Here is a 20,173-nt window from a genome sequence, read left to right on the forward strand (position 1 = left end):
CCCGGTCCGGCGGCGAACCCGCGGCGCGGTCAGGGGAGACCATGAAGGCCGGACAGACCGGCGAGGCCGGACAGGCCAGGCAGACAGGGCAGACCATGCGGTCCGGCGAAATCGCGCTGGCGACCTTTGCCGGGGGCTGTTTCTGGTGCATGGAGCCGCCCTACGACGAATTGGATGGCGTCATTTCGACCATCGCGGGTTATATCGGCGGAACAACGCCAAATCCCACTTACGGGCAGGTAACCACCGGCCGTACGGGACACACCGAAGCCATGGAGGTCCGTTACGACCCGTCGAAGATTACCTACCAGGAACTGCTGGACGTCTTCTGGGTGAACATCGATCCCACGGTGGACGACCGTCAGTTCTGTGACAGGGGCGACCAGTACCGTGCCGGGATCTTCTATCACGACGCCGAACAGAAAGCGCTGGCCGAGGCATCCAGGCAGAAGATCATCGATTCCGGCCGGTTCGACCGCGTGGTGACCGAGGTCACCCCGGCGTCGACGTTTTACCGGGCCGAAGAATACCATCAGGATTACTACATCAAGAACCCGTTGCGGTACAAGTTTTACCGGTACAACTGCGGCCGTGACCGCCGCCTTGAGGAACTGTGGGGCGACTGACGGGATCATCCGCGACGGACCCGGCGACCGGACATACGCACCCGGCGACCGGACATACGCACCGATAACCAATTGGAGACCTTGCATGGCTGATCTGGAAAACCTGATAAAGACCACACTGAGTGAAATGAGGGAGATGACCCGGGCGCAGTCCGTCGTCGGCGATCCCGTGGAGGTCGGGGAGACTACGGTCGTCCCCCTGGTCCGGCTCGGTTACGGCTTCGGCGGCGGTGGAATGTCGGGGAAGGAAGGGGACCGGGGCGGCAGCGGCGGCGGCGGCGGCGTACAACCGGTGGGCGTGTTGGTCGTCAGGGACGGTGAAGTCCGTCTGGAGCGCATGGCGGGCCAGTCCGGGTTCTCCTCGGCCACGAACTCGATGGCGGATCTCGTGAAGTCGGTGCTGGACCGGTGGCTGAAACACCGATCGGAAAAGAAAGCTGAACCTTGATCCCTAACTTCGAACCCTATCTGCTCATACCCGTCGCCCTCCTGCTCTCGGTGTTGATGCTACTGGCGGTTCCCGTGACGATCACCTTCTCGGTCGTTCGCCGGGAGGGTTTCTCGGGCAGGATCACGTTCGGGTGGCTGTTCGGACTGTTCCGCATCACCCCTTCCCTATCGACCGGCGCCGGCCGAAAACGAAAGCGCAGGCGTCCGGTCCGCGCGGCGGCTGAATCGGCCGAATCAGGTAGAGCGGACGAACCAGGCGGACCGGAGGCCCCGTCCGCGAGCACCTCGGCCGACGGAAAGGCCGATGGAAAACGTGCTCCGTGGGAACGCTTGCGCCGGGTACTGAAGACGAGGGGATTCGTCCGGGGTATGCTGATATTCCTGCGTGATATGGCCAGGTGCGTGCGTTTCGTGTCCCTGCACGTCGCGGGCCGTTTCGGGCTGGACAATCCCTGTGACACGGGCCGCCTCTGGGGCACTTTCTGCGCCCTTACCGGACTCCTCCACGGCACCGAGCGCGTGCGGCTGCGGGTCGAACCCGATTTCGACGAGGCGGTCTTCGAACTGGACGGCCGGGGCGAGATCCGCATCATCCCAGTCGCCCTGTTCCTTCCCTTCATTCGGTTCTTCCTTGCGCCCGCCACGCTGCGCGCGGCCTGGTCGGCGGCCAGGCGGACCGGGCGGACCGGGCGGACCAGGCGGACAGGGCGGACAGGGCGGTCCGGGTAACGCCAGCCGCCTGGTCGGCGTCCGGCCAGACCCGGTAACGCCAGGCCATCCACCGATCAAAGTCAGGAGCATGCATGTCATCGTCTCTTCGCAGCGCCCACTGGTTCGGCCCCAGAGACAAAGTGGGGTTCATTCATCGAAGCTGGATGAAGAACCAGGGGCTTCCGGACCATGTCTTCGACGGCCGGCCCGTCATCGGCATCTGCAACACCTGGTCGGAACTGACGCCGTGCAATGCCCATTTCCGTACCATCGCGGAGCGGGTACGCCGGGGTGTCTACGAAGCAGGCGGGTTCCCGGTGGAGTTTCCCGTCATGTCCCTGGGCGAGCCCCTCATGCGGCCCACCACCATGCTCTTCCGCAACCTGGTCAGCATGGACGTCGAAGAGACCATCCGAGCCAATCCCCTCGACGGGGTCATCCTGCTCGTCGGTTGCGACAAGACCACCCCGGCCCTGCTCATGGGCGCGGCGAGCTGCGACCTGCCCACGCTGGCCATCTCGGGCGGGCCCATGCTCAACGGCCGGTTCAGGGGACGGAATATCGGGTCCGGTACGGACGTCTACAAGTTCAGCGACGAGGTGCGCGCCGGGACGATGAGCGAGGAGGAGTTCCTCGAAGCGGAATCCTGCATGAACCGGTCCACGGGACACTGTATGACCATGGGCACGGCCTCCACCATGGCCAGCGTCGTGGAGGCGCTGGGCCTGGGCATGCCCGGCAACGCCGCCATCCCCGCGGCCGACGCCCGGCGGATGAAGCTGGCCCACGAAGCGGGCTCGCGCGTGGTGGAGATGGTCCGGGAGGATCTGCGCATGTCCCGCATCGTCACGCGCAAGGCCCTGGAAAACGCCATCCGGGTCGTCGGAGCCGTCGGGGGTTCCACCAATTCGGTCGTGCACCTGCTGGCCATCGCGGGCCGCCTCGGCGTCGATCTCTCTCTGCAGGACTGGGACAAACTGGGTTGCGACATCCCGTGCATCGTGAACCTGATGCCGTCGGGGCAGTACCTGATGGAAGATTTCTACTACGCGGGCGGATTGCCGGCCGTGATCCGCGAACTGGGCGACCTGATCCATCGCGACGCCCGGACCGTGAACGGCAGGACCATAGGGGAGAACACGGCGGGCGCACCCTGTCACGACCGGGACGTGATCCGGACGCTGGACGCTCCATTGGCTCCGACCGGAGGACTCGCCGTGCTCCGGGGCAACCTGTGTCCCGACGGCGCCATCATCAAGCCCTCGGCGGCGTCGCCCGGACTGATGCGGCACCGCGGCCGCGCCGTGGTATTCGAAAACATCGAAGACCTCCACGACCGTATCGACGATCCGGAACTGGACGTGGAAGCGGATGACGTCCTGGTGCTTAAAAACTGCGGACCGAAGGGATATCCGGGCATGGCCGAAGTGGGGAACATGCCCCTGCCGTCGAAACTGCTGCAACGGGGCGTCACGGACATGGTCCGCATATCCGACGCGCGCATGAGCGGCACGGCCTTCGGCACCGTCGTACTCCACACGGCGCCGGAAGCCGCCGCGGGCGGCACGCTGGCCCTCGTTCAGGACGGCGACATGATCGCGCTGGACGTCGAACGGCGCCGCCTCGAACTCGAAGTGCCCGATGATGAACTGGCCCGGAGGCGTGCCCGCTGGTCCCCTCCGGTACCCGTGATGGACCGGGGATACTGCCGGTTGTACGTGGACCACGTGCTCCAGGCCGACCGCGGCGTGGACTTCGATTTCCTGGTCGGCGGAAGCGGCGCGCCGGTGGCCAGGGATTCGCATTAGCGCTTCAGCTTCAGGGAGGCGGATATGCTCAAGGTGCCGGACGAGGCCCCTTCATACTTCGCTGAGAATGGTTTTCTCCTCGTCGAATCCGTATTCACGGTGGAAGAGATGGCGGCCTGCAAGACCGCGGCGAAGGAGCTGGTGCAAAACACCTCGGGGCCGTCGGGCGTTCACGTGTGGATGTGCGACACCATCCCGCCCCTCTTCGCGTCGATTTCCTGCGACCCCCGGATGGCGGCCATCCTGCGGCCGCTGATCGGCCGCGCATCGAGTTCCTCAGCGCAAAGCCCGTGTTCAAGTCCTCGTCGGTCCACTTCGCTTCGCCCTGGCACCAGGACCAGGCGTACTGGGGCGGCGCGACCAAGTGGTCCGCCTGGATCGCGCTCGAAGACGCGAACGCGGAAAACGGCTGCCTGCGGGTTATTCCCGGCTCCCATCGGCATCAACGGGATCATGCGTCCGTGCGGGACGCAAGGGGGTTCACGAACCGCGTCCCGGACGACGAACTCGAGGGCGAAACGATCATCGAAGTGGAAATGAAACAGGGGGACGTGCTGGTGTTTCACGACCGGCTGCTGCACAGTTCCCATCCGAACCGGTCCGGCCGGGAACGCTGGTCCTTCATCCCCACCTACCGGAACGCGGATGTGCCCGATACATCGACGGTATGGACCGCTTCGAAACCCATGGACGCGCCTGGCCGGCGCGCATAGCCGAGGGCGCGCCTGGCCGGCGCAGCCTGATCCAACCCAAGGAGTCGAAATGAAAATCGCACTGCAGGAAGGCCTGCTTCCAGGCGGCACGCTCGACGAAAAACTGGATTTCGCCGAGTCATTGAATGTCGAAGGTCTCGAGATATCCGGAAGGGGGCCGGCCCGGCGGATCGACGAATTGGAATCCGCGCTGCGGAACCGCGGCATCAGGCTGGTCTCGCTCTGCGGCCAGGGCACCTTCGACTTCCTGGACCCGGACTTCGACAAGCGGAACCACAGCGTTGCCGAGGCGAAGGAGAACCTGCAGGTGTGCGGGCATTTCGGCGCCGTCGGTCTCATCCTGCCGCCCATATTCGGGCCGCCGCGCCTCCCGGACCTCACGCCGCTGGCCGACGCCGTCACCCTGGAAATGCAGTTGCTGACGGAGATCGTTCGGGACCTGGCCGCATTCGCCGCGGAGCAACAGACGAAGGTGTTGCTGGAACCGTTGAACCGTTACGAGGAGCACTTGCTCAGGCAACAGGAGCGGGGCATCGAAATTATCCAGCGGGCCGGCGATCCGCCGTCGGCCAGCCTGCTGTGCGACTTCTTCCACATGCACATCGAAGAGACGGACACGCCGGCCACGCTGCGACGCATCGGAAGCCGTTACGTGGGCCACGTGCACATGGCCGATAACACCCGCCAGGAACCGGGCTCCGGGGACATCGACTGGAAGGCGGGACTTTCCGCTCTCAGGGACATCGGTTACGATGGATACCTGGCATATGAATGCGGCATCACCGGGGACAGTGATACGGAAAGAAGGGAAACCCTGTCCAGGTCCGTGCAGTTCATTCAGGACATCATCAAGGAAGGATGATGTCCCGGTTTTCGTAGCGCAGACGCATCAGGAATTCGGGGCCCAGGGTCTTCCAGATGCGCGTCACCGAGGAACGGGCCTCGATATGGAGGGGGTCCAGGGTGATTGCCTCCATGTAGGCGTCGTGGGCATCCTCCAGCCTGTCCAGCTTCTCCAGAGTCCGGGCCAGGTCGACATAGCTTTCCACCGCCCACAAACGGTCTTTGTCCCTGGTAATCGCCTCCCGGAATTCGGCCACCGCAGCTTCGTACTGGCCGGCGGCGTCATAAAGTCGGGCGGCCATCAGCCAGCACGGCACGTAGTCCACGTCCCTGATCCGGGCCATGTGCACGTAGCGGATCGCCTCCTTGACGTCTCCCCGCTCAAGGAAAAGGCGGCTCATTCCCACGTAGGCCGGAGCGTAGCCGTCATCGAGCCGCATGGTCCTGCGCAATGCCGCTTCCGCCTCGTCATGGGCACCCGATTCCAGCAGGCTCAGCGCCTTCGCGTATTCGACCTCGGGCGTATCGAGCGAACCGGAGTACTGCATGGTCTTCGCGCCGCACCCGGCGAACCCCAGGGCCACGATGGCCAGGGCCGCGATGGCCAGTCCCAGGCCGGACAGGCCCAGGCCGGACAGGCCGACCGCCGTTCTACTCACGGTACCTCCTTCACAAGAAAACGCCCTGTGGTCCGGAACGCCACAGGGTAGACAGGCGGGAAACGGGGCTCGAACCCGCGACCCTCAGCTTGGGAAGCTGATGCTCTGCCAACTGAGCTATTCCCGCGGGATGGGCAGGACCGAAGACGGCCACTGCACAAGGTATTCTAACCGGGCGACCGACGCCGTGTCAAGCGAAATCCGATCGGCGTTACGCCCGTCCCACGGCAATGCAGTTCGCGCGCGATGGACAGGAGATTACGCCAGTGCCGACAACGACCACATTCGTGTCAATGATGATGGGCCCGGGGTATGTCCCAAAACGAAATTTATGTTGATTTTTATTTCAATCAACATTGACAATATAAAAAAGTCTGTGAAACAACCATACTGCCGGGCGAGGCGCTTTCGGGCGAGGCGCTTTCGGGCGAGGCGCTTTCGGGCGAGGCCCATCCGGGCGAGGCCCATCCGAGCGAGGCGCGGGCAGGCCGGACATCCTGACGCGCGGATCAAGTCTCTAGAGTCTTCTCTTCATCGAACCGCTCCAGCGCGAGCTTGATCAGGCGGTCGATCAGGTCGGCGTAGGAAACGCCGGCGACTTCCCACAGCTTGGGAAACATGCTGATCCGGGTGAACCCGGGAATGGTATTGAGCTCGTTGACCAGGACTTCGCCGTCCTCCTTCAGGAAGAAGTCCACCCGGGACATGCCCTCGCAGGCCAGCACCCTATGGGCCCTTACGGCGGTCGCACGGATCTCATCCGTCAGTTCCGGCGGCAATTTGGCTGGAATATCCAGTTCGGCGCCGTGCTCGTCGATGTACTTCGCCTCGTAAGAATAGAACTCATGGGTGGGCCGTACCTCGCCCAGGCCGGATGCTTCGGGCCGGGCATTCCCCAGCACGGCGCATTCGATCTCGCGGCCGCTTACGCACTCTTCCACCAGGATCTTCCGGTCGTACCGGAACGCTTCCCGCACGCCCGCTTCGAATTCACGGCCATCGCGGGCCCTGGTGATGCCGACGGAGGAACCCAGGTTGGCGGGCTTGATGAAGCACGGCATCCCCAGCCGGCCCCGCACTTCATCGAAGGAGATCCGGTCTCGATCGGAGGATACGAAGGTCATGAACTCGGCGATGGCGATGCCCGCATCCCGCAACAAGCGCTTCATCACGTCCTTGTCCATGGACACCGCCGATCCCAAAACACTCGAACCGACAAAGGGCAGATTGGCCAGCTTGAGCAGGCCCTGTACCGTGCCGTCCTCGCCGAAGGGACCGTGAAGCACGGGGAAAATGACGTCTATGTCTCCGGCCGGTCGGTGCGTCGTCGTGGTCGTTACCGGATCGCTGGGCGCCCCGGGAGCGAGGGTCACCGTCTCGCTCAGGCGGTTCAGGGCGATCTGCTTCGGATCGTGGGCGTTGAGCAGGAATCCCGCCGAATCGCCCAGGTGCCACTGCCCGTTACGGTCAATGCCGATCAGCACGACCTCGTACCGGTCCCGGTCGATGGCGTCGACGATATTCCGCGCCGACTGCAACGAGACCTGGTGTTCCGCCGACCGCCCCCCGCACAGGATGCCTACCCTGATCTTCTTCATGCCGTCTTCACTTTCTGCACGGCCTACATGAGATATTCGCAGACGCTGTCGGCCAGGGCGAGACCTCTCCGGGTCAGGCAGAGCCGCGATCCGCGTTTCGCGAGCAACCCCTCGCCGGCCAGGGCATGGATGGCCGGATCCCGGTCGTCCATGGCGTCGTCCCCGTAGCGGTCCCGAAACAACCGGGTATCCAGGCCATCGACGGATCTCAGGCTCAGCAGGATATACTCGTGTATACGTTCGTCCACCGAAAGCGTTTCATCCATGTCGGTGGCTTCTCCCCGCACATCCATGGCACGCAGGTAGTCGGCGAGGCCGCGCGCATTGGCCAGTCTCCGTCCGTCCATGCGCGTGTGGGCCGACGGCCCGAGCCCCAGGTAATCGCCGCCCTTCCAGCAGGATACGTTGTGCCTGCAAGCAAATCCCGGTTTCGCCAGGTTGGAGATCTCATAATGCCGGAAGCCGGCGTCGGTGAGCCGGTCCAGGGCCTGGAAGTACAGGGCCGTGTGCCGCCCTTCGTCCGGCAGGTCCAGCGCCCCCTGTTCCGCCAGCCGGGCGTATTCCGTCCCCGGCTCGATGGTCAGGCCGTAGACCGAACAGTGCTCGGGATCCAGGGAAACCGCCCGTTCCAGCGTATCCGCCCAGTCCGCCGCCGTCTGGCCGGGCACGCCGAACATGAGATCGAGATTGACGTTCCGGAAACCGGCTGCCCTGGCGGACGCGAACGCCTTTTCGGCCCGGTCCGCCGTATGGCGACGACCGAGTTTCAACAGGATTTGCAGGGAGAAGGACTGGACGCCGATGGAGATCCGGTCGACTCCGAGTCCGCGAAGCCGCTTCAGCTTGGGGATGCTGACCGTTTCCGGGTTCGCTTCCACCGTGATTTCGGCGTGGGAGGCGATCCGGAATCGATCATGGATCGTCTGGAAGACGCGGTCCAGCTGGCGGTCCGTGAGGCAGGTGGGCGTGCCGCCCCCCAGGAAGACCGTGTCGAAGACGCCGTCGGCCCAGGGTAATTCGCGGCCGCGCCGCTCCGCCTCGGTGTCCAGGGCGCCCAGTAACTCATCCACCCGGCCGCCTTTGAGCAATTCAAAGGAGAAATCGCAGTATGGACAGGCGTGGCTGCAGAAGGGTATATGAACGTAGAGGCCGGCCAATGCGTGTGCGCCCCGATCTACATGACGATTCTTCCGATGCGGTTCCAGCGGACCCGCCACGGAACATGCACGATGTTGTACCCCAGTACGTAGACCAGCGAGGCGACGCTTTCCAGGGGCCTGGACGACTGCCACACCAGTTCGGGGTCCTCCCGGTGGCGTTCCCAGGACCAGTAGATGATGAAGGCGTTGCCCACCACGTCCTCCCGGTCCACGAATCCCCAGTACCTGCTGTCGGAACTGTAGTCCCGGTTGTCGCCCATGACGAACAGGGCGTCCGCCGGGACGATCTTGGGCCCCCAGTTGTCCCGCGTGCTTCGGGTCGCCGCCCTGACCGACGGGTCATCGAACTTGACCTGCGGCGGATTCTCCACCATCACGTCGTCCACGTATACGCGCTTGTCCCGGATTTCCACCTTCTGGCCGGAGACGGCGATACATCGTTTGATGAACATCTGCGCCGGGTTGCGGGGATAGGGAAACACCAGGATATCGCCGGGTTCGGGATCGCGCCAGGCAGGCATGCGTATATCGGTGAACGGAATGCCGGGACCGTAGATGAACTTGTTGACCAGCAGGAAGTCCCCCACCTGGAGGGTGGCCTCCATGGACTCCGACGGTATGCGAAACGCCTGGACGACCTCCGCCCGTATGAAGAGGAAGAGCAGTACGGTGAACAGCAGGATTTCCACGTACTCTCTGAGCAGCGACTTGTTTCTTGCCAAGGATTGAAATCCTCCAGGGACCGGGGCGTCCCGGTCCGGACGTTCAGCCGCCCACTGCCGCGCCTTCGCCCCGTATATCCAGTACCGCCAGGAAGGCTTCCTGCGGCACTTCGACGTTTCCCACCTGCTTCATGCGCCGCTTGCCCTCCTTCTGCCGTTCCAGGAGCTTGCGCTTCCGCGTGATGTCGCCGCCGTAGCACTTGGCCGTGACGTTCTTGCGCAGGGGACGGATCGACTCCCGCGCGATGACCCTGCCGCCGATGGCGGCCTGGACGGCGACCTCGAACATCTGCCGCGGTATGATCTTGCGCAACCGCTGGCACAGCTCGCGGCCCCACTCGTAGGCCTTGTCCTTGTGGATGATGATGGACAGGGCATCCACCAGGTCGCCGTTGAGCAGCAGGTTCAGCCTGACCAGGGGCGAGGCGCGGTACTCCAGGAAGTCGTAGTCGAAGGAGGCGTATCCGCGGCTGATCGATTTCAACCGGTCGTAGAAGTCGAAGACGATCTCCGACAGCGGCAGTTCGTACTGCAGGGCGACCCGGGTTGGATCGAGGTATTCCATGGCCTTGTAGATGCCCCGGCGGTCCCGGGTCAGTTTCATGATGTTTCCGATGTAGTCGTGCGGGACGACGATCTGGGCCTGGATGAACGGCTCTTCCACGGCGTCGATGTACGCGGCATCGGGCATGTCGGCCGGGTTGTCCACCTTGAGCACCTCGCCGGCCGTGGTCGTGATCCGGTACTCTACGCTGGGCATAGTGGCCAGGATCGTCAGCCCGTACTCCCGTTCGAGGCGCTCCTGCACGACTTCCATGTGGAGCAGCCCGAGGAATCCGCAGCGAAAGCCGAATCCAAGGGCCACCGACGTCTCGGGTTCATACACCAGGGCGGCGTCGTTCAACTGGTACTTCTCGAGGGCCTCCTTCAACGGTTCGTAATCTTCCGAAGTCGCCGGGTAGAGTCCGCTGAACACCATGGACTTGGCCTCCCGGTAACCGGGCAGCGGTTCGTCGCAGGGCCGGACGGCGTCGGTGACCGTGTCGCCCACGCTGGCGTCGGCCACGTTGCGGATATTTCCGATCAGATAGCCCACCTCTCCGGCCGTGAGCGCATCCACGGGCGCCTTGTCAAAACGGAGCACGCCGGTCTCGGCGACCTCGAACCGCTTGCCGTTGGAGCACATCATGATGTGCATGCCCGGCTTTATTTCGCCGCTCACGACGCGTACGTAGGGCACCGCGCCACGGTACTGATCGAAGATCGAATCGAAGATGAGAGCCCGCAAGGGACCGTCGTCGGGTTCCGGGGGCGGGATACGGTCCAGGATGGCCTCCAGCACCGCTTCGACCCCGATTCCGTCTCTCGCGCTGGTCAGTACCACGTCTTCGGGGTAGACGCCCAGCAGATCCACGATCTGGCCCGTCACGACATCGACCCGCGCGTTGGGCAGATCGATCTTGTTGATGACCGGGATGATGGTGAGGTCGTTCTCCAGGGCCAGGTACAGATTGCTGATCGTCTGCGCCTCGATGCCCTGTACGGCGTCCACGATCAGGAGCGCGCCTTCACAGGCCGCGAGGCTCCGGGAAACCTCGTAGGAAAAATCGACGTGTCCGGGGGTATCGATCAGATTCAACGCGAAGGACCGTCCGTCCGGCGCATCGTAGGACATGCGGATCGCGTGGGCCTTGATCGTGATGCCCCGCTCTCGCTCCAGATCGAGATTATCGAGCATCTGGGCACGCATCTTCAGGGGAGACACGGTACCCGTCATCTCCAGCAGGCGATCCGCCAGGGTCGATTTGCCGTGATCGATATGCGCGATGATGGAGAAGTTGCGAATGTGTTCCGTCGACATGTAAAAACCGTCCGGTCATCCTGAAAGCAGGGGTATCCGCCGCCTTAGCAAACCGTATGCAACAGGGTGAAATAAAACGATTAAGGCGCGGAATGTCAACAGGTATGCGGGATGGGAAGGGCCCGTTTCATGGGTGCGAAGCGGGGGTTCCCGGGCAGGGTGCGCGGCGGTTATTCAGCCCGTTCGGGTAGGCGTTTCAGTACCGTCTGCCGATCCGGAAGCTCGAAATGCCGACATCCAGGTTCTCGGCCGCGCGTATGAGCAGGCAGCCCACCGCGAGTGTGGTGGCGACCAACAGCAAGGAACCCCAGTCGACCGAAGCGGAGACCGGATCGGGTAGGTGGGCCAGGACCGCGCCGGCCTGCGCCTGCAGGTAGGCCTGGATATCTCGAAACGCGGTCGTCACCGGTCCGGCTACGGTCTGGACGGGCAGAAGGCTCCCGGCGATTTCGGCGAGTGATGCGCGGTACAGCCAGATCAGTGCGGCGGCGGCCAGCGTGAAGGCGAAGACGAGACGGGGAAAGATCAGGGCCGGCGCGAACCACGATGACCGCGAAGGCGCGGGCAACTGCTCCATCACTTTGGACAGGAAGGCTTCGGTGGGTTTGGCGGCCGGAGTCGTTTCGACCGTCTCGATCAACGCGTCGAGAACCGCCGCCTCCGACCTGCAACGTTCGCAGCCGGTAAGATGGGCATCCAACAGGCGGCGCTCTTCCGGGGAAAGCGCCCGGTCGACCGCCTCGTACACCATTCTTTGTGCGGATTCGCAGTTCATGATCGTTCGGTTCCGGGGATGCCGGGTCCAGAGCCTAACTCAGCGTATCGGGCTCGATGGACCGGTAGATCAGTTTCCGCAATGCGGCGCGGGCGCGGAACAGCCGGGCCTTGACGGTGCCGATCGGCAGTTCCAGCGCTTCCGCGATCTCATCGTATGACAGGCTTTGCATATGATACATCGAAATCACCGCGCTGTAAATAGGCGGAAGCGCCGCCACCATGTTTCTTACCTGATCCCTGAATTCAGCCTGCTCGAACCGTTCCGCGGGGTCCGCCGACGGATCCGGCAACTGCATCGGCAATCCGTCTTCGTCGTCCTCAGGCTCCGAAAGGGAAGTCGTGGACAGATCCCGCCGGGAACGGCGCGCCGAACTCAGGCTCACGTTTACGGCGATGCGGTAAAGCCACGTAGAGAACCTGGAATCCCCGCGAAACCGGTCGAGACTTCTGTAAGCGCGGACGAAAACGTCCTGCGCGGCCTCTTCCGCGTCTTCCCGGTTCCCGACGATCCGCAACGTCATGTTGAACACGGAAACGCTGTGCCGCTCGACGAGACGGGCGAAGGCCGGCCGGTCTCCCTCCCGGGCCCTTGCGACGAGCTCCTCATCGCTCAAATCCATGGGTCGCCTCATCCTGTCTCAAGCGCATCACAGCCATGAACAGGGCCGTTTCGCCCGACAGATTCGACCCCTTACAGGGATCCCGGTCGGTATCCCTATTGATTATATGACTATCGGGAATCTACAAATGTTTCAGCATACGGTCATGCTTTTCTTATGGCGGTAACGCCAAATCAATTTAACTTTCAGTTTCTGAAACAAAACGGTCGACTTTCGTGTCGAAACCTTGAGAAGCAGGTCAGGGTGGTTGACCGGCAGGGCGATCTCCGATCGGAGGCAGGATATGGATAACTGGAAAGCCTGGGCAGCGTTTTTCGTCAGCGTATGCGTCATGGTCGTTGTCCTCGCGAACCTGGATTACGAGGAGGCAGCCATCCTGGCCATCGCCGTCTCCTTCGGACTGGGCGTCGTCTGCGCGTTGCTGGGGTATTTTAAAAGAGGACGGGAAATCAGACACCAGGAACGCATGGCGATGATCGAGAAAGGGATCTACATCGAAGCCAGGAAGCACGAGTCCGGCGCTCCCTCCCTGGCCGTGGTGCTCCTGGTGGGCATCGGCCTGGCCACGGTCATCGCGAGCGATGTGGAGTTCTTCGGCTTCGTCCTGCTGTTCGTGGGCATCGGCCTGATCGTACGCGCCAGGTTGCAGCACAACCGGAACCAATCGCAGGAAGTCCTGCCACCGGCCCAACCCGCGAGTCCACCGGCCGCGGAAGAGCCACCGGCCGCGGAAGAGCCGCCGGCCGCGGAAGAGCCGCCGGCCGCGGAAGAACCACCGGCACCGGAAAAAGAGGAAAGGTAGCGCAGCCGTGCCCGACAAAACACTCTACAGATCCGCATCCAACCGGATGATCAGCGGCATCTGCGGCGGCCTGGCCGAGTACTTCGACGTGGACGCTTCCGTGCTGCGTATCGCCATGGTGGCCTTCACGGTCATCACCCTGCCTGTATTCGGCCCCTTTGTCTTTCTGGCCTACCTGGTATGCGTCTTCATCATACCACGGGATCCGGGCCTGGCCCCCGCGGCGACCTCCGATTCGCCTGTTGATTCAGAGAATTCGGACCAGCCGAAACAGGGCGCGCGGCAGGTTGCGGAGAAACAGCCCACCAACCGGAACAACAGCATGGTCCTGGGCGGCCTGTTCATCCTGCTGGCCGTGATCGTACTGACCTGGTCATATGCGCCGGATTTCGGGCGGTTCTCCTTCTTCCTGCCCATGGTTCCCATCGTGGCCATCGGCGCCGCGGTATTCATTTTGTTCGTCTACAGAGGGCAGATCATGGAGTTCTTCAAACATCGACGGCTGTACAGGCTGAATGAAGGCAAGAAGATCTTCGGCGTTTGCAACGGCCTTGCGGATGCCTTCAACCTGGACCCCACACTGATGCGTATCGGGTTCTTCATCGCCTTTCTGTTTTCCATTGGAACGGTAACGCTGATCTACCTCTTCATGGCCTTCATCATGCCCGAGGGACGTCCCGAGCTTCCCGCAGAAGACAGATAGCATATGATGTACCGCTTCAAACCGATCGACCGCCGGTAATTGGTCCGCACCCCGCGTCCGGTTCCGGCCTCAAGTTTCCCCGGTCGGTTTCGGACCGGACCCCCGGCGGATTCTGGCCCAGGCCCTCCGGCGAGTTCCGGCCCAGGCCCTTGAATCGGCTTGACAACCTACATTCATACGACTAGCGTATTGCGCGATTAGTCAGTATCCGTGACCGGTCGCTTTTTTTGTGCCTTATCGACGTAATGAGTATGAGAAGAAAGCACAATCTACGCCTGGCCCGCGTCATACAGTGCATCAGCGGCGTACTCGCCGTCCTGACGATTTATCCTTTAGTCCGCCTGATCTACCCCTGCTGTCGCCGGCTGAAGGGTACGGGCAACCACGGGGAATCGGGCGGCAGGGGCGACGACCGGAAATCGGGCGGGCGGCACGCATCCGGCCTGCACTCACCCGGCTCATCCGAACCGCCTGGCGGACCATCGGGAAAATCCATTGCCCAGGATAAGTAGGCCGCTGTGAAATTGATTGTCACCAACGACGACGGCATCGAGGCACCGGGTCTGCTGACGCTCGAGGGCCTGGCGTCGCAGTGGGGTGACGTGGTCGTGGTCGCCCCGGCGGAAGTACAGTCGGGCGCGGCACACCAGTTGACCAACAACCAGCCCATTCGCGTAGATGAACTCGGGAGCCGCCGGTACAGGGTCTGGGGCACGCCCGCCGACTGTGCGCGCCTGGCGGTCAACCAGCTTGCGACCGACGGGGACTGGGTGTTGTCCGGTATCAACGACGGGGGCAATCTCGGGGTGGACGTCTACGAATCCGGCACGGTGGCCGCCGCCAGAGAGGCCGCCATCCACGGCTGCAAGGCCATGGCGCTGTCCCATTACACGGCGGACGGCCGGAAGATCGACTGGCCTCTGGCCGCGGAACGACTGCGGCCGGTCCTGGAACGCCTGCTGCGCGAGGACCCGGAACCCGGGGTTTTCTACAACGTCAACCTCCCCCACCCGGATCACCACGAATCCCGCCTGGAGGTCAAATCCACTCCGGTGGACACGAGTCCCTTCCGTATCACGTTCACGCCGACCGATAACGGTTACCTGCATACAGGGATCTATCACGAACGGCACCGGGAGCCCGGTTCCGATATCGACCAGTGCTTCAGCGGTCATATCTCCCTGTCGAAGATCCGGGTCTGATCTATCCCACCGATTTCCTGAAGAAACCTGCTGGTCCTGTTCAAACGGCAGTCACCGTCCACCGAGTCAGACCATGCCCATCATTACCATTATTGGCCGGGGGCACTCCGGCACGCGGGCCATGTCCCACACGCTCTACACGAGCGGTGTCTACATGGGCCGGACGATCAACGCCTCGGGCGACAAGGTGCCACCGCACGACCTGTATGACGCCTGCCGTATCTTCGCGAAGTACGTCCGGTGGGCCGGCGGCACTTCCTGGGATTTCTCGAAGACGCTGGAGATGGACATCGACCCGGAATTCGTGGAGAAGGTGGAAGCCTACCTGGCGGACGTGCTGGAAAACGGGGATCCTTTCCGCGGATGGAAACTGCCGGAAACCACGCTCATTTATCCGTGGATCGTCCGCATGTTTCCCGATATCCGGTACATTCACTGGATCCGGGATCCGAGGGACGGCATCCTCGCCCGGCACAGGACGGACGATCTCGGTGACTTCGGCATCGCCCGTCCAGACACGGCGGACATCAGGCGGCAGCGGGCGATTTCATGGCTGTACCAGTACCGGCTCATGAAGGCGACGCCGGCGCCCGGCCACCTCGTGACCATCCGGTTCGAAGACTTCGTATTGAAACAGGAAGAGACCCTTCGCCGGCTTGAAGCCTATCTCGGCATCCCCCTGAGCCGTATCGTCGTGCGGCCCGAAGCGGTGGGGCGGTGGAAGAAGGCCGAAGGCGCGCTCCCGATGGACCTGCTGGGCGAAGCGCTGGCCGAGCTGGGATACGAGGTCTGAGCCGGCGGCCTGGCACAAGGTGCGGCAGCCGTGTCCGCCGGACCGGGCTGCGCGGCTGGAAGCGCCCGCCGCGCTTAACGTCCCTCCCGCCGTGCCAGTTCCTTCAGCTTGTCGACGCACCGGTCGATTTCGTCTGTCGTGTTGTAGTAGTGAGTGGAGATACGGAGGCCCCTGTGGCCGTCCCGGTCGTGGTCGTCCACGTGGAGATGCGCTTCCTCCTCCATGGGCCCGCGCCACCGCGCCGCGTCGATCCCGTCGAATTCGAAGATGGTGGAACCCGGAGACGAGATGTCGTGGGACAGGCTGGTGAGCAGCCGCAGCCCGGGGACCTCCAGGAGAGCCTTTCTCAGGTAGTCCGACAGCATGCGCAGGCGCCGCTCGATATTGCCTATTCCGATGCGGTTCAGGAAATCCAGGGCGGTGCCTAGAGCCGCGCGCACGGGCAGGTCGTAGGTCCCCTGTATTTCGTAACTGCGCGCGTCGCCGCCGGGTTCGGCCGCGGGTGCGTAGAGGGTGCTGAAGGCGGGCTGCATGGCGCGGGTGACATGGAGGAATCCCGTGCCGGCGGGACCGAGGAACCACTTGTGCAGGCTGTTGGTATACAGGTCGCTGCCGACCTCGGCCAGGTCGACGTCCAGCATACCCACCGCCTGGGCGCCGTCGACGGCCGATACCAGCCCGTTCTCCCTGGCCATGGCGCAGAGACTTCCGACCGGATACAGGTAACCGCCCCGGGTGACGTGACAGAAGAAGAGCACTTTCGTCCGCCCGTCGATCGACGCGGAGATACGCTCAAGGATGTCGTCCGCTCCCACCAGCGGGCTGGGGATATGGACTTCCCGGACCTCGATACCGTATCGTTCCGCCCTTACCTTCCAGGGCCGCACCGCGCTGGGATGCTCCTGCGTGGTCATCAGGACCCCGTCCCCCGGCGCCAGGTCCAGTCCGTTGACTATATGATAGAGTCCCTCGGTCGCATTGCGCGCCAGGGCGATTTCACCCGTCTCCGCACCCAGGAAACCCGCCATGGCCGGCCTGAGCTCGGACTCGATGTAGTTGTGGAAATCCCGCTTGGCCTTCGACGGGTTCTCGGACATCAGGCGGAATCCCGCGGCGACGGCATCCCGAACGGGCTTGGGTGGCATGCCCAGGGCGGCGTTGTTCAGATAGGCGTGGCCCGGTTCCAGGATGAACTGGGACCGGACCTGGGACCAGTAGGCCTGGTCACCGGGATCGATGGGCTGGGTCTGCGGTTCGGAAATGGAAGTAAACATGGCAATGTTCCGTTGTCCAGTGGACGGTTTGAATGCTCAAAATGAATCGGGGATGGCGCGTCGCGGGTCAGATGCCCTCGATATCGTCCTTTGAAAGCCAACCGTTCTTTCCGTCCGGCAGGCGGATTCGGAGCCAGTCGTCCCGGTGTTCGACCAGCTGGACCTTGGCGCCTTCGTGCAGCGTGAAAACCGGTTCGAATGATGCGTCGGGACCCGTTCTGACCACGGCCGTCGGCCTCAGGACGATCGCCTCCTCGTTCACCAGGCTGTCGTAGATCTTGATGCCCAGAAACCCGGTGGCCATCAACAGCACGAGGCAGGAGACCAGGAGCGCGTAACCGGTCGCGGACCGCGTGCGCGGCCGCCTTGCGAACAGAAAGCCCACCAGCGTCAGCGACGCGAGGAAACCGGCCGAGGTGGCGGCGACCGTGGCTTCGTTCACCGTTACGCCGTCCAGCGCTTGCCGGCCGAACCACGGCACTTCGCCCGCGATCTGGTCCGACGTCCGGTCCTTCGCGAGGTCCAGGTTGTTGTGCAGGTCCCCGTCCCTGGGCATGAGGCGGTTGGCCCGCTCGTAGGCCAGGATGGCCAGACCGATCCGATCCTGCTTGTAATAGGCGTTCCCCAGATTGTAGTACACGTGACCATTGCGTACCCCGCGTTCTATGATGCGTTCGTACGTCCGGCTGGCCTCCGTGAATTTCCCGCCCTCGTACAGCAGGTTGCCCTGACGGTACAACTCCGCGGTCTGCCGGTCCACCGGGTCTTCGGCGCAACCGGCGGTCGCGAATCCGATGGCCAGGACGGCCACACATAACCCCGGCACCAAACCCAGCCTTGGGACCAGGTGTCGAAAACCCCTTGTTTCCGGTCTCCGGTCCGGTTTCGAGGCGGACACCGGCAGGCCATCCGCGCGCATATCGGATATCGGGATGGCTTTCAACGGTCTCGGGATAACTGGGATTCGATGGATTCGATACCGTCCCGGGCCTTGTCGTGCAGGTCACCGGCGTGTTCCGCCGTATGCGCCGTCGGGGCGAACCGGGCCAGGTCGCAGGCGTCCAGGCAGTCCCTGACCAGCGCAGTCGTGTCTACGTCCACGCCCCGTACCCTGAGCAGTTCGACGACGCGCGGCGACGTCAGGCCGGCCGTCGGCAGGTTGCACTTGTCGGCGACGTAACCGTACAACGCGTTTGAAATGCCGGTGAAGGCCTGGTCAAGCGTGCCCCGTTTCAGCTGCTCCCGGGACCGTCGCAGCAGGCTGTGGGCGGTACTTCTCGCCCGGCGCCGCCGGGCAAAACCGGTGTCGCCCCGCAGGCGATGGGCGTGGGACCGGTACAGGACCGTCGCCAGGATCGCCGCGACAGGCAGGACATGCAGCAGCAGGTACCAGGTCGACTGGAACAGGATCTCGCCCTGGTCGCCCAGGTAAACCGTTTCGGGCTTGATGTACTGGATATCTTCACGGATCTGCCGGACGATCGATCTGCGCGGCGTGCCGACGACGGCCGCCTGCGTTCCGCTGGCCGGCAGGACGGAAATCGTTACCGGTTCGGTCGATGCAACCCGATAGGAGTCCGTGTCGGGATCGAAGAACGGAAAGACAAGCGAAGCGATGGTATGGTCGCCGGGTACCGTGGGGATGAGCACGTGATCCCAGGTCTTGGTACCGGAAATCCGCAGCCTGTCTGACGCGTATTCCGCCCGGTTGCCGGACTGGTATTCCTTGAAATCACCGAGCGGCGGCAGAACAGGATCCTCGACGATCTTCAGATTGCCTTCTCCGGTCAGCTCGATCGTCAGCGTCACGGGCTGGTTCACTTCCGTGGTGGCCTGATCCACCATAACCTTGAGCGAGAAGTCGCCCACCGCGTTGCCGAAACCGTCGGGGCGACCCTCGCGCGGCAGCGGCAGCACCTGCACGGTCTGCTCGCCGGACACCACCCTGATCTGACGCGTATTCGAGAAAAACGTGTCGAAAGGATCGGACAGAAAGCTGTCAAAAAGGCTTCTGCGGGAGCGTTCGGCCTGCACGTCACAGATCATCGACAGCGGCTCGAGGGTCAGTTCCCCCGTTACGGTAGGGAACAGGGCGATCATACGCAGCGTTGAAACGGCGTACCTCCGGCCGCCGATGATCTCTTCCTTGAAGTCGAGGTGATGGGCGGAGAAGAGTTCCTCCATCCAGAAGCCTGTGTAGGAGGGGACTACGTCGTAACGGGCGTTCGACAGGCCCAGGCGGGTGTACAGCGTATAGGTCACCGTCACCTGCTCACCCAGGTAGGCCCGCCGCTTGTCCAGGTTGGTCCGGATGTAGACCGTATCTTCCAGGTCCGGTGTGCCCGCGGCATCCTGCGAGGAACCCGCGGCCGAGGACTGACCCGCGGCCGTGGACGGTGAACCGCCGGACGGCGCGGCACGGGTTACGCCCGGTTGCGAAGAACCGGGGGCGGCCGGCGTAACCTCGATCGTGATCGGCGTCGTTTCGTGGGTGACGCCGTCAAGCGTCACTTCGGCCGCGTCGATGACGAAGGTGCCCGTACTCCGGGGTTTCAACTGGTAGATGAACCGCACGGACCTGGAAGAGGACAGTTTGCCGTTCACCAGATTGAAGCTGGAGGAGGAGGAAGACGTGCTGCCGATGACGATAAACGGCTGCATGTCGGCCAGGACGGGTTTCGGGACGTCGCCCAGTTCGGACCCGGAAACCGAAACCGTCAGGATCAGCGTCTCGTCGACGGTCATCCGGGTACGGCTCACCTCGGCGGTGACCGAGATTTCCTGGCCTGGCACGGCCCGGGCACCGAGCAGCAGCAATACGACGAGACCAGTCTGCATATATCGTTTCATG

General features: G+C 63.3%; 21 protein-coding genes, 1 tRNA gene and 2 pseudogenes. 11 read left to right on the plus strand and 13 right to left on the minus strand.

What is annotated here, in order from left to right; all coding sequences use genetic code 11:
- Positions 1-41: 41 nt before the first annotated feature.
- The 6 genes from msrA to F4Y38_09930 all read left to right on the plus strand — a co-directional run bounded on the left by msrA (position 42) and on the right by F4Y38_09930 (position 5,170).
- On the plus strand, positions 42-626 hold the full coding sequence (gene msrA / locus F4Y38_09905) for a peptide-methionine (S)-S-oxide reductase MsrA (GenBank protein MXY49589.1): 585 nt from the start codon (positions 42-44) through the stop codon (positions 624-626).
- Between the two features lie 85 nt (positions 627-711).
- Positions 712-1,074: a hypothetical protein gene (locus F4Y38_09910; GenBank protein MXY49590.1), complete on the plus strand. Its 363-nt coding sequence runs from the start codon at positions 712-714 to the stop codon at positions 1,072-1,074.
- Positions 1,071-1,805 (plus strand): DUF2953 domain-containing protein, encoded by a 735-nt coding sequence (locus tag F4Y38_09915; protein ID MXY49591.1) that lies wholly within the window; start codon positions 1,071-1,073, stop codon positions 1,803-1,805. The genes F4Y38_09910 and F4Y38_09915 overlap by 4 nt, the downstream gene beginning before the upstream one ends.
- A 74-nt stretch (positions 1,806-1,879) precedes the next feature.
- Positions 1,880-3,595 carry a dihydroxy-acid dehydratase gene (locus F4Y38_09920; GenBank protein ID MXY49592.1) on the plus strand — a complete coding sequence of 572 codons (1,716 nt, stop codon included), beginning with the start codon at positions 1,880-1,882 and terminating at the stop codon, positions 3,593-3,595.
- An 86-nt stretch (positions 3,596-3,681) separates the two neighbouring features.
- Entirely contained in the window at positions 3,682-4,308 is a 627-nt protein-coding gene (locus F4Y38_09925; GenBank protein MXY49593.1) for a phytanoyl-CoA dioxygenase family protein, read from the plus strand.
- Positions 4,241-5,170 carry a sugar phosphate isomerase/epimerase gene (locus F4Y38_09930; protein MXY49594.1) on the plus strand — a complete coding sequence of 310 codons (930 nt, stop codon included), beginning with the start codon at positions 4,241-4,243 and terminating at the stop codon, positions 5,168-5,170. Before F4Y38_09925 ends, F4Y38_09930 begins: the two co-directional genes overlap by 68 nt.
- On the opposite strand, the gene F4Y38_09935 is transcribed toward F4Y38_09930, so the two are convergent.
- The 10 genes and pseudogenes from F4Y38_09935 to F4Y38_09980 all read right to left on the minus strand — a co-directional run bounded on the left by F4Y38_09935 (position 5,157) and on the right by F4Y38_09980 (position 13,328).
- Positions 5,157-5,810, minus strand: a complete 654-nt coding sequence (locus tag F4Y38_09935) for a tetratricopeptide repeat protein (GenBank protein MXY49595.1) — start codon at positions 5,808-5,810, stop codon at positions 5,157-5,159. The genes F4Y38_09930 and F4Y38_09935 overlap by 14 nt on opposite strands.
- A 54-nt stretch (positions 5,811-5,864) precedes the next feature.
- Positions 5,865-5,937 (minus strand) — tRNA-Gly (locus F4Y38_09940).
- Between the two features lie 382 nt (positions 5,938-6,319).
- Positions 6,320-7,408 (minus strand): D-alanine--D-alanine ligase, encoded by a 1,089-nt coding sequence (ddlA, locus tag F4Y38_09945; protein MXY49596.1) that lies wholly within the window; start codon positions 7,406-7,408, stop codon positions 6,320-6,322.
- A gap of 23 nt (positions 7,409-7,431) precedes the next feature.
- Positions 7,432-8,790 carry a radical SAM family heme chaperone HemW gene (gene hemW / locus F4Y38_09950; GenBank protein ID MXY49597.1) on the minus strand — a complete coding sequence of 453 codons (1,359 nt, stop codon included), beginning with the start codon at positions 8,788-8,790 and terminating at the stop codon, positions 7,432-7,434.
- Positions 8,583-9,290 (minus strand): signal peptidase I, encoded by a 708-nt coding sequence (gene lepB, locus F4Y38_09955; protein MXY49598.1) that lies wholly within the window; start codon positions 9,288-9,290, stop codon positions 8,583-8,585. Before lepB ends, hemW begins: the two co-directional genes overlap by 208 nt.
- A 43-nt stretch (positions 9,291-9,333) precedes the next feature.
- Positions 9,334-11,151, minus strand: coding sequence for an elongation factor 4 (gene lepA, locus F4Y38_09960; GenBank protein MXY49599.1), 1,818 nt, complete (start codon positions 11,149-11,151; stop codon positions 9,334-9,336).
- 196 nt (positions 11,152-11,347) lie between these two features.
- On the minus strand, positions 11,348-11,926 hold the full coding sequence (locus F4Y38_09965) for a hypothetical protein (GenBank protein MXY49600.1): 579 nt from the start codon (positions 11,924-11,926) through the stop codon (positions 11,348-11,350).
- A gap of 34 nt (positions 11,927-11,960) precedes the next feature.
- Positions 11,961-12,560, minus strand: a complete 600-nt coding sequence (locus F4Y38_09970; protein MXY49601.1) for a sigma-70 family RNA polymerase sigma factor — start codon at positions 12,558-12,560, stop codon at positions 11,961-11,963.
- A 120-nt stretch (positions 12,561-12,680) separates the two neighbouring features.
- Positions 12,681-12,881 (minus strand): hypothetical protein, encoded by a 201-nt coding sequence (locus F4Y38_09975; protein ID MXY49602.1) that lies wholly within the window; start codon positions 12,879-12,881, stop codon positions 12,681-12,683.
- Between the two features lie 369 nt (positions 12,882-13,250).
- A pseudogene (locus tag F4Y38_09980) lies at positions 13,251-13,328 on the minus strand (glutaredoxin family protein).
- A gap of 68 nt (positions 13,329-13,396) precedes the next feature.
- Here F4Y38_09980 and F4Y38_09985 point away from each other — a divergent pair.
- From F4Y38_09985 to F4Y38_10005, 5 genes and pseudogenes are all read left to right on the plus strand, one after another.
- Positions 13,397-13,564, plus strand: a pseudogene (locus F4Y38_09985) (PspC domain-containing protein).
- 264 nt (positions 13,565-13,828) lie between these two features.
- On the plus strand, positions 13,829-14,053 hold the full coding sequence (locus tag F4Y38_09990; protein ID MXY49603.1) for a PspC domain-containing protein: 225 nt from the start codon (positions 13,829-13,831) through the stop codon (positions 14,051-14,053).
- Positions 14,054-14,304: 251 nt separating this feature from the next.
- The gene (locus F4Y38_09995) at positions 14,305-14,565 is read left to right on the plus strand and encodes a hypothetical protein (GenBank protein MXY49604.1); all 261 of its coding nucleotides are present in this window, start codon (positions 14,305-14,307) and stop codon (positions 14,563-14,565) included.
- Between the two features lie 6 nt (positions 14,566-14,571).
- Positions 14,572-15,255: a 5'/3'-nucleotidase SurE gene (gene surE / locus F4Y38_10000; protein ID MXY49605.1), complete on the plus strand. Its 684-nt coding sequence runs from the start codon at positions 14,572-14,574 to the stop codon at positions 15,253-15,255.
- 73 nt (positions 15,256-15,328) lie between these two features.
- Positions 15,329-16,048, plus strand: a complete 720-nt coding sequence (locus tag F4Y38_10005; GenBank protein ID MXY49606.1) for a sulfotransferase — start codon at positions 15,329-15,331, stop codon at positions 16,046-16,048.
- A 74-nt stretch (positions 16,049-16,122) separates the two neighbouring features.
- On the opposite strand, the gene F4Y38_10010 is transcribed toward F4Y38_10005, so the two are convergent.
- From F4Y38_10010 to F4Y38_10020, 3 genes are all read right to left on the minus strand, one after another.
- Positions 16,123-17,322 (minus strand): aminotransferase class V-fold PLP-dependent enzyme, encoded by a 1,200-nt coding sequence (locus F4Y38_10010; protein ID MXY49607.1) that lies wholly within the window; start codon positions 17,320-17,322, stop codon positions 16,123-16,125.
- Between the two features lie 67 nt (positions 17,323-17,389).
- Positions 17,390-18,241, minus strand: coding sequence for an SH3 domain-containing protein (locus F4Y38_10015; protein ID MXY49608.1), 852 nt, complete (start codon positions 18,239-18,241; stop codon positions 17,390-17,392).
- 20 nt (positions 18,242-18,261) lie between these two features.
- Positions 18,262-20,172 (minus strand): protein BatD, encoded by a 1,911-nt coding sequence (locus F4Y38_10020; protein MXY49609.1) that lies wholly within the window; start codon positions 20,170-20,172, stop codon positions 18,262-18,264.
- Position 20,173 lies beyond the last annotated feature (1 nt).

It is taken from the genome of Gemmatimonadota bacterium (assembly GCA_009838645.1).
Taxonomy (GTDB): Bacteria; JAAXHH01; JAAXHH01; order JAAXHH01; family JAAXHH01; genus JAAXHH01.

Bases quoted from the DNA above. Each gene is read 5' to 3' on its own strand.
- msrA (MXY49589.1), top strand. From the start codon at position 42: ATGAAGGCCGGACAGACCGGCGAGGCCGGACAGGCCAGGCAGACAGGG.
- F4Y38_09910 (MXY49590.1), top strand. From the start codon at position 712: ATGGCTGATCTGGAAAACCTGATAAAGACCACACTGAGTGAAATGAGG.
- F4Y38_10010 (MXY49607.1), bottom strand. From the start codon at position 17,322: ATGTTTACTTCCATTTCCGAACCGCAGACCCAGCCCATCGATCCCGGT.
- F4Y38_09990 (MXY49603.1), top strand. From the start codon at position 13,829: ATGGAGTTCTTCAAACATCGACGGCTGTACAGGCTGAATGAAGGCAAG.
- F4Y38_09970 (MXY49601.1), bottom strand. From the start codon at position 12,560: ATGAGGCGACCCATGGATTTGAGCGATGAGGAGCTCGTCGCAAGGGCC.
- F4Y38_09965 (MXY49600.1), bottom strand. From the start codon at position 11,926: ATGAACTGCGAATCCGCACAAAGAATGGTGTACGAGGCGGTCGACCGG.
- F4Y38_10005 (MXY49606.1), top strand. From the start codon at position 15,329: ATGCCCATCATTACCATTATTGGCCGGGGGCACTCCGGCACGCGGGCC.
- F4Y38_09995 (MXY49604.1), top strand. From the start codon at position 14,305: ATGAGAAGAAAGCACAATCTACGCCTGGCCCGCGTCATACAGTGCATC.
- F4Y38_09920 (MXY49592.1), top strand. From the start codon at position 1,880: ATGTCATCGTCTCTTCGCAGCGCCCACTGGTTCGGCCCCAGAGACAAA.
- F4Y38_10015 (MXY49608.1), bottom strand. From the start codon at position 18,241: ATGCGCGCGGATGGCCTGCCGGTGTCCGCCTCGAAACCGGACCGGAGA.
- F4Y38_10020 (MXY49609.1), bottom strand. From the start codon at position 20,172: ATGAAACGATATATGCAGACTGGTCTCGTCGTATTGCTGCTGCTCGGT.
- F4Y38_09975 (MXY49602.1), bottom strand. From the start codon at position 12,881: ATGACGCATACGCTGACGAAAAACGCTGCCCAGGCTTTCCAGTTATCC.
- F4Y38_09930 (MXY49594.1), top strand. From the start codon at position 4,241: ATGTGCCCGATACATCGACGGTATGGACCGCTTCGAAACCCATGGACG.
- ddlA (MXY49596.1), bottom strand. From the start codon at position 7,408: ATGAAGAAGATCAGGGTAGGCATCCTGTGCGGGGGGCGGTCGGCGGAA.
- lepA (MXY49599.1), bottom strand. From the start codon at position 11,151: ATGTCGACGGAACACATTCGCAACTTCTCCATCATCGCGCATATCGAT.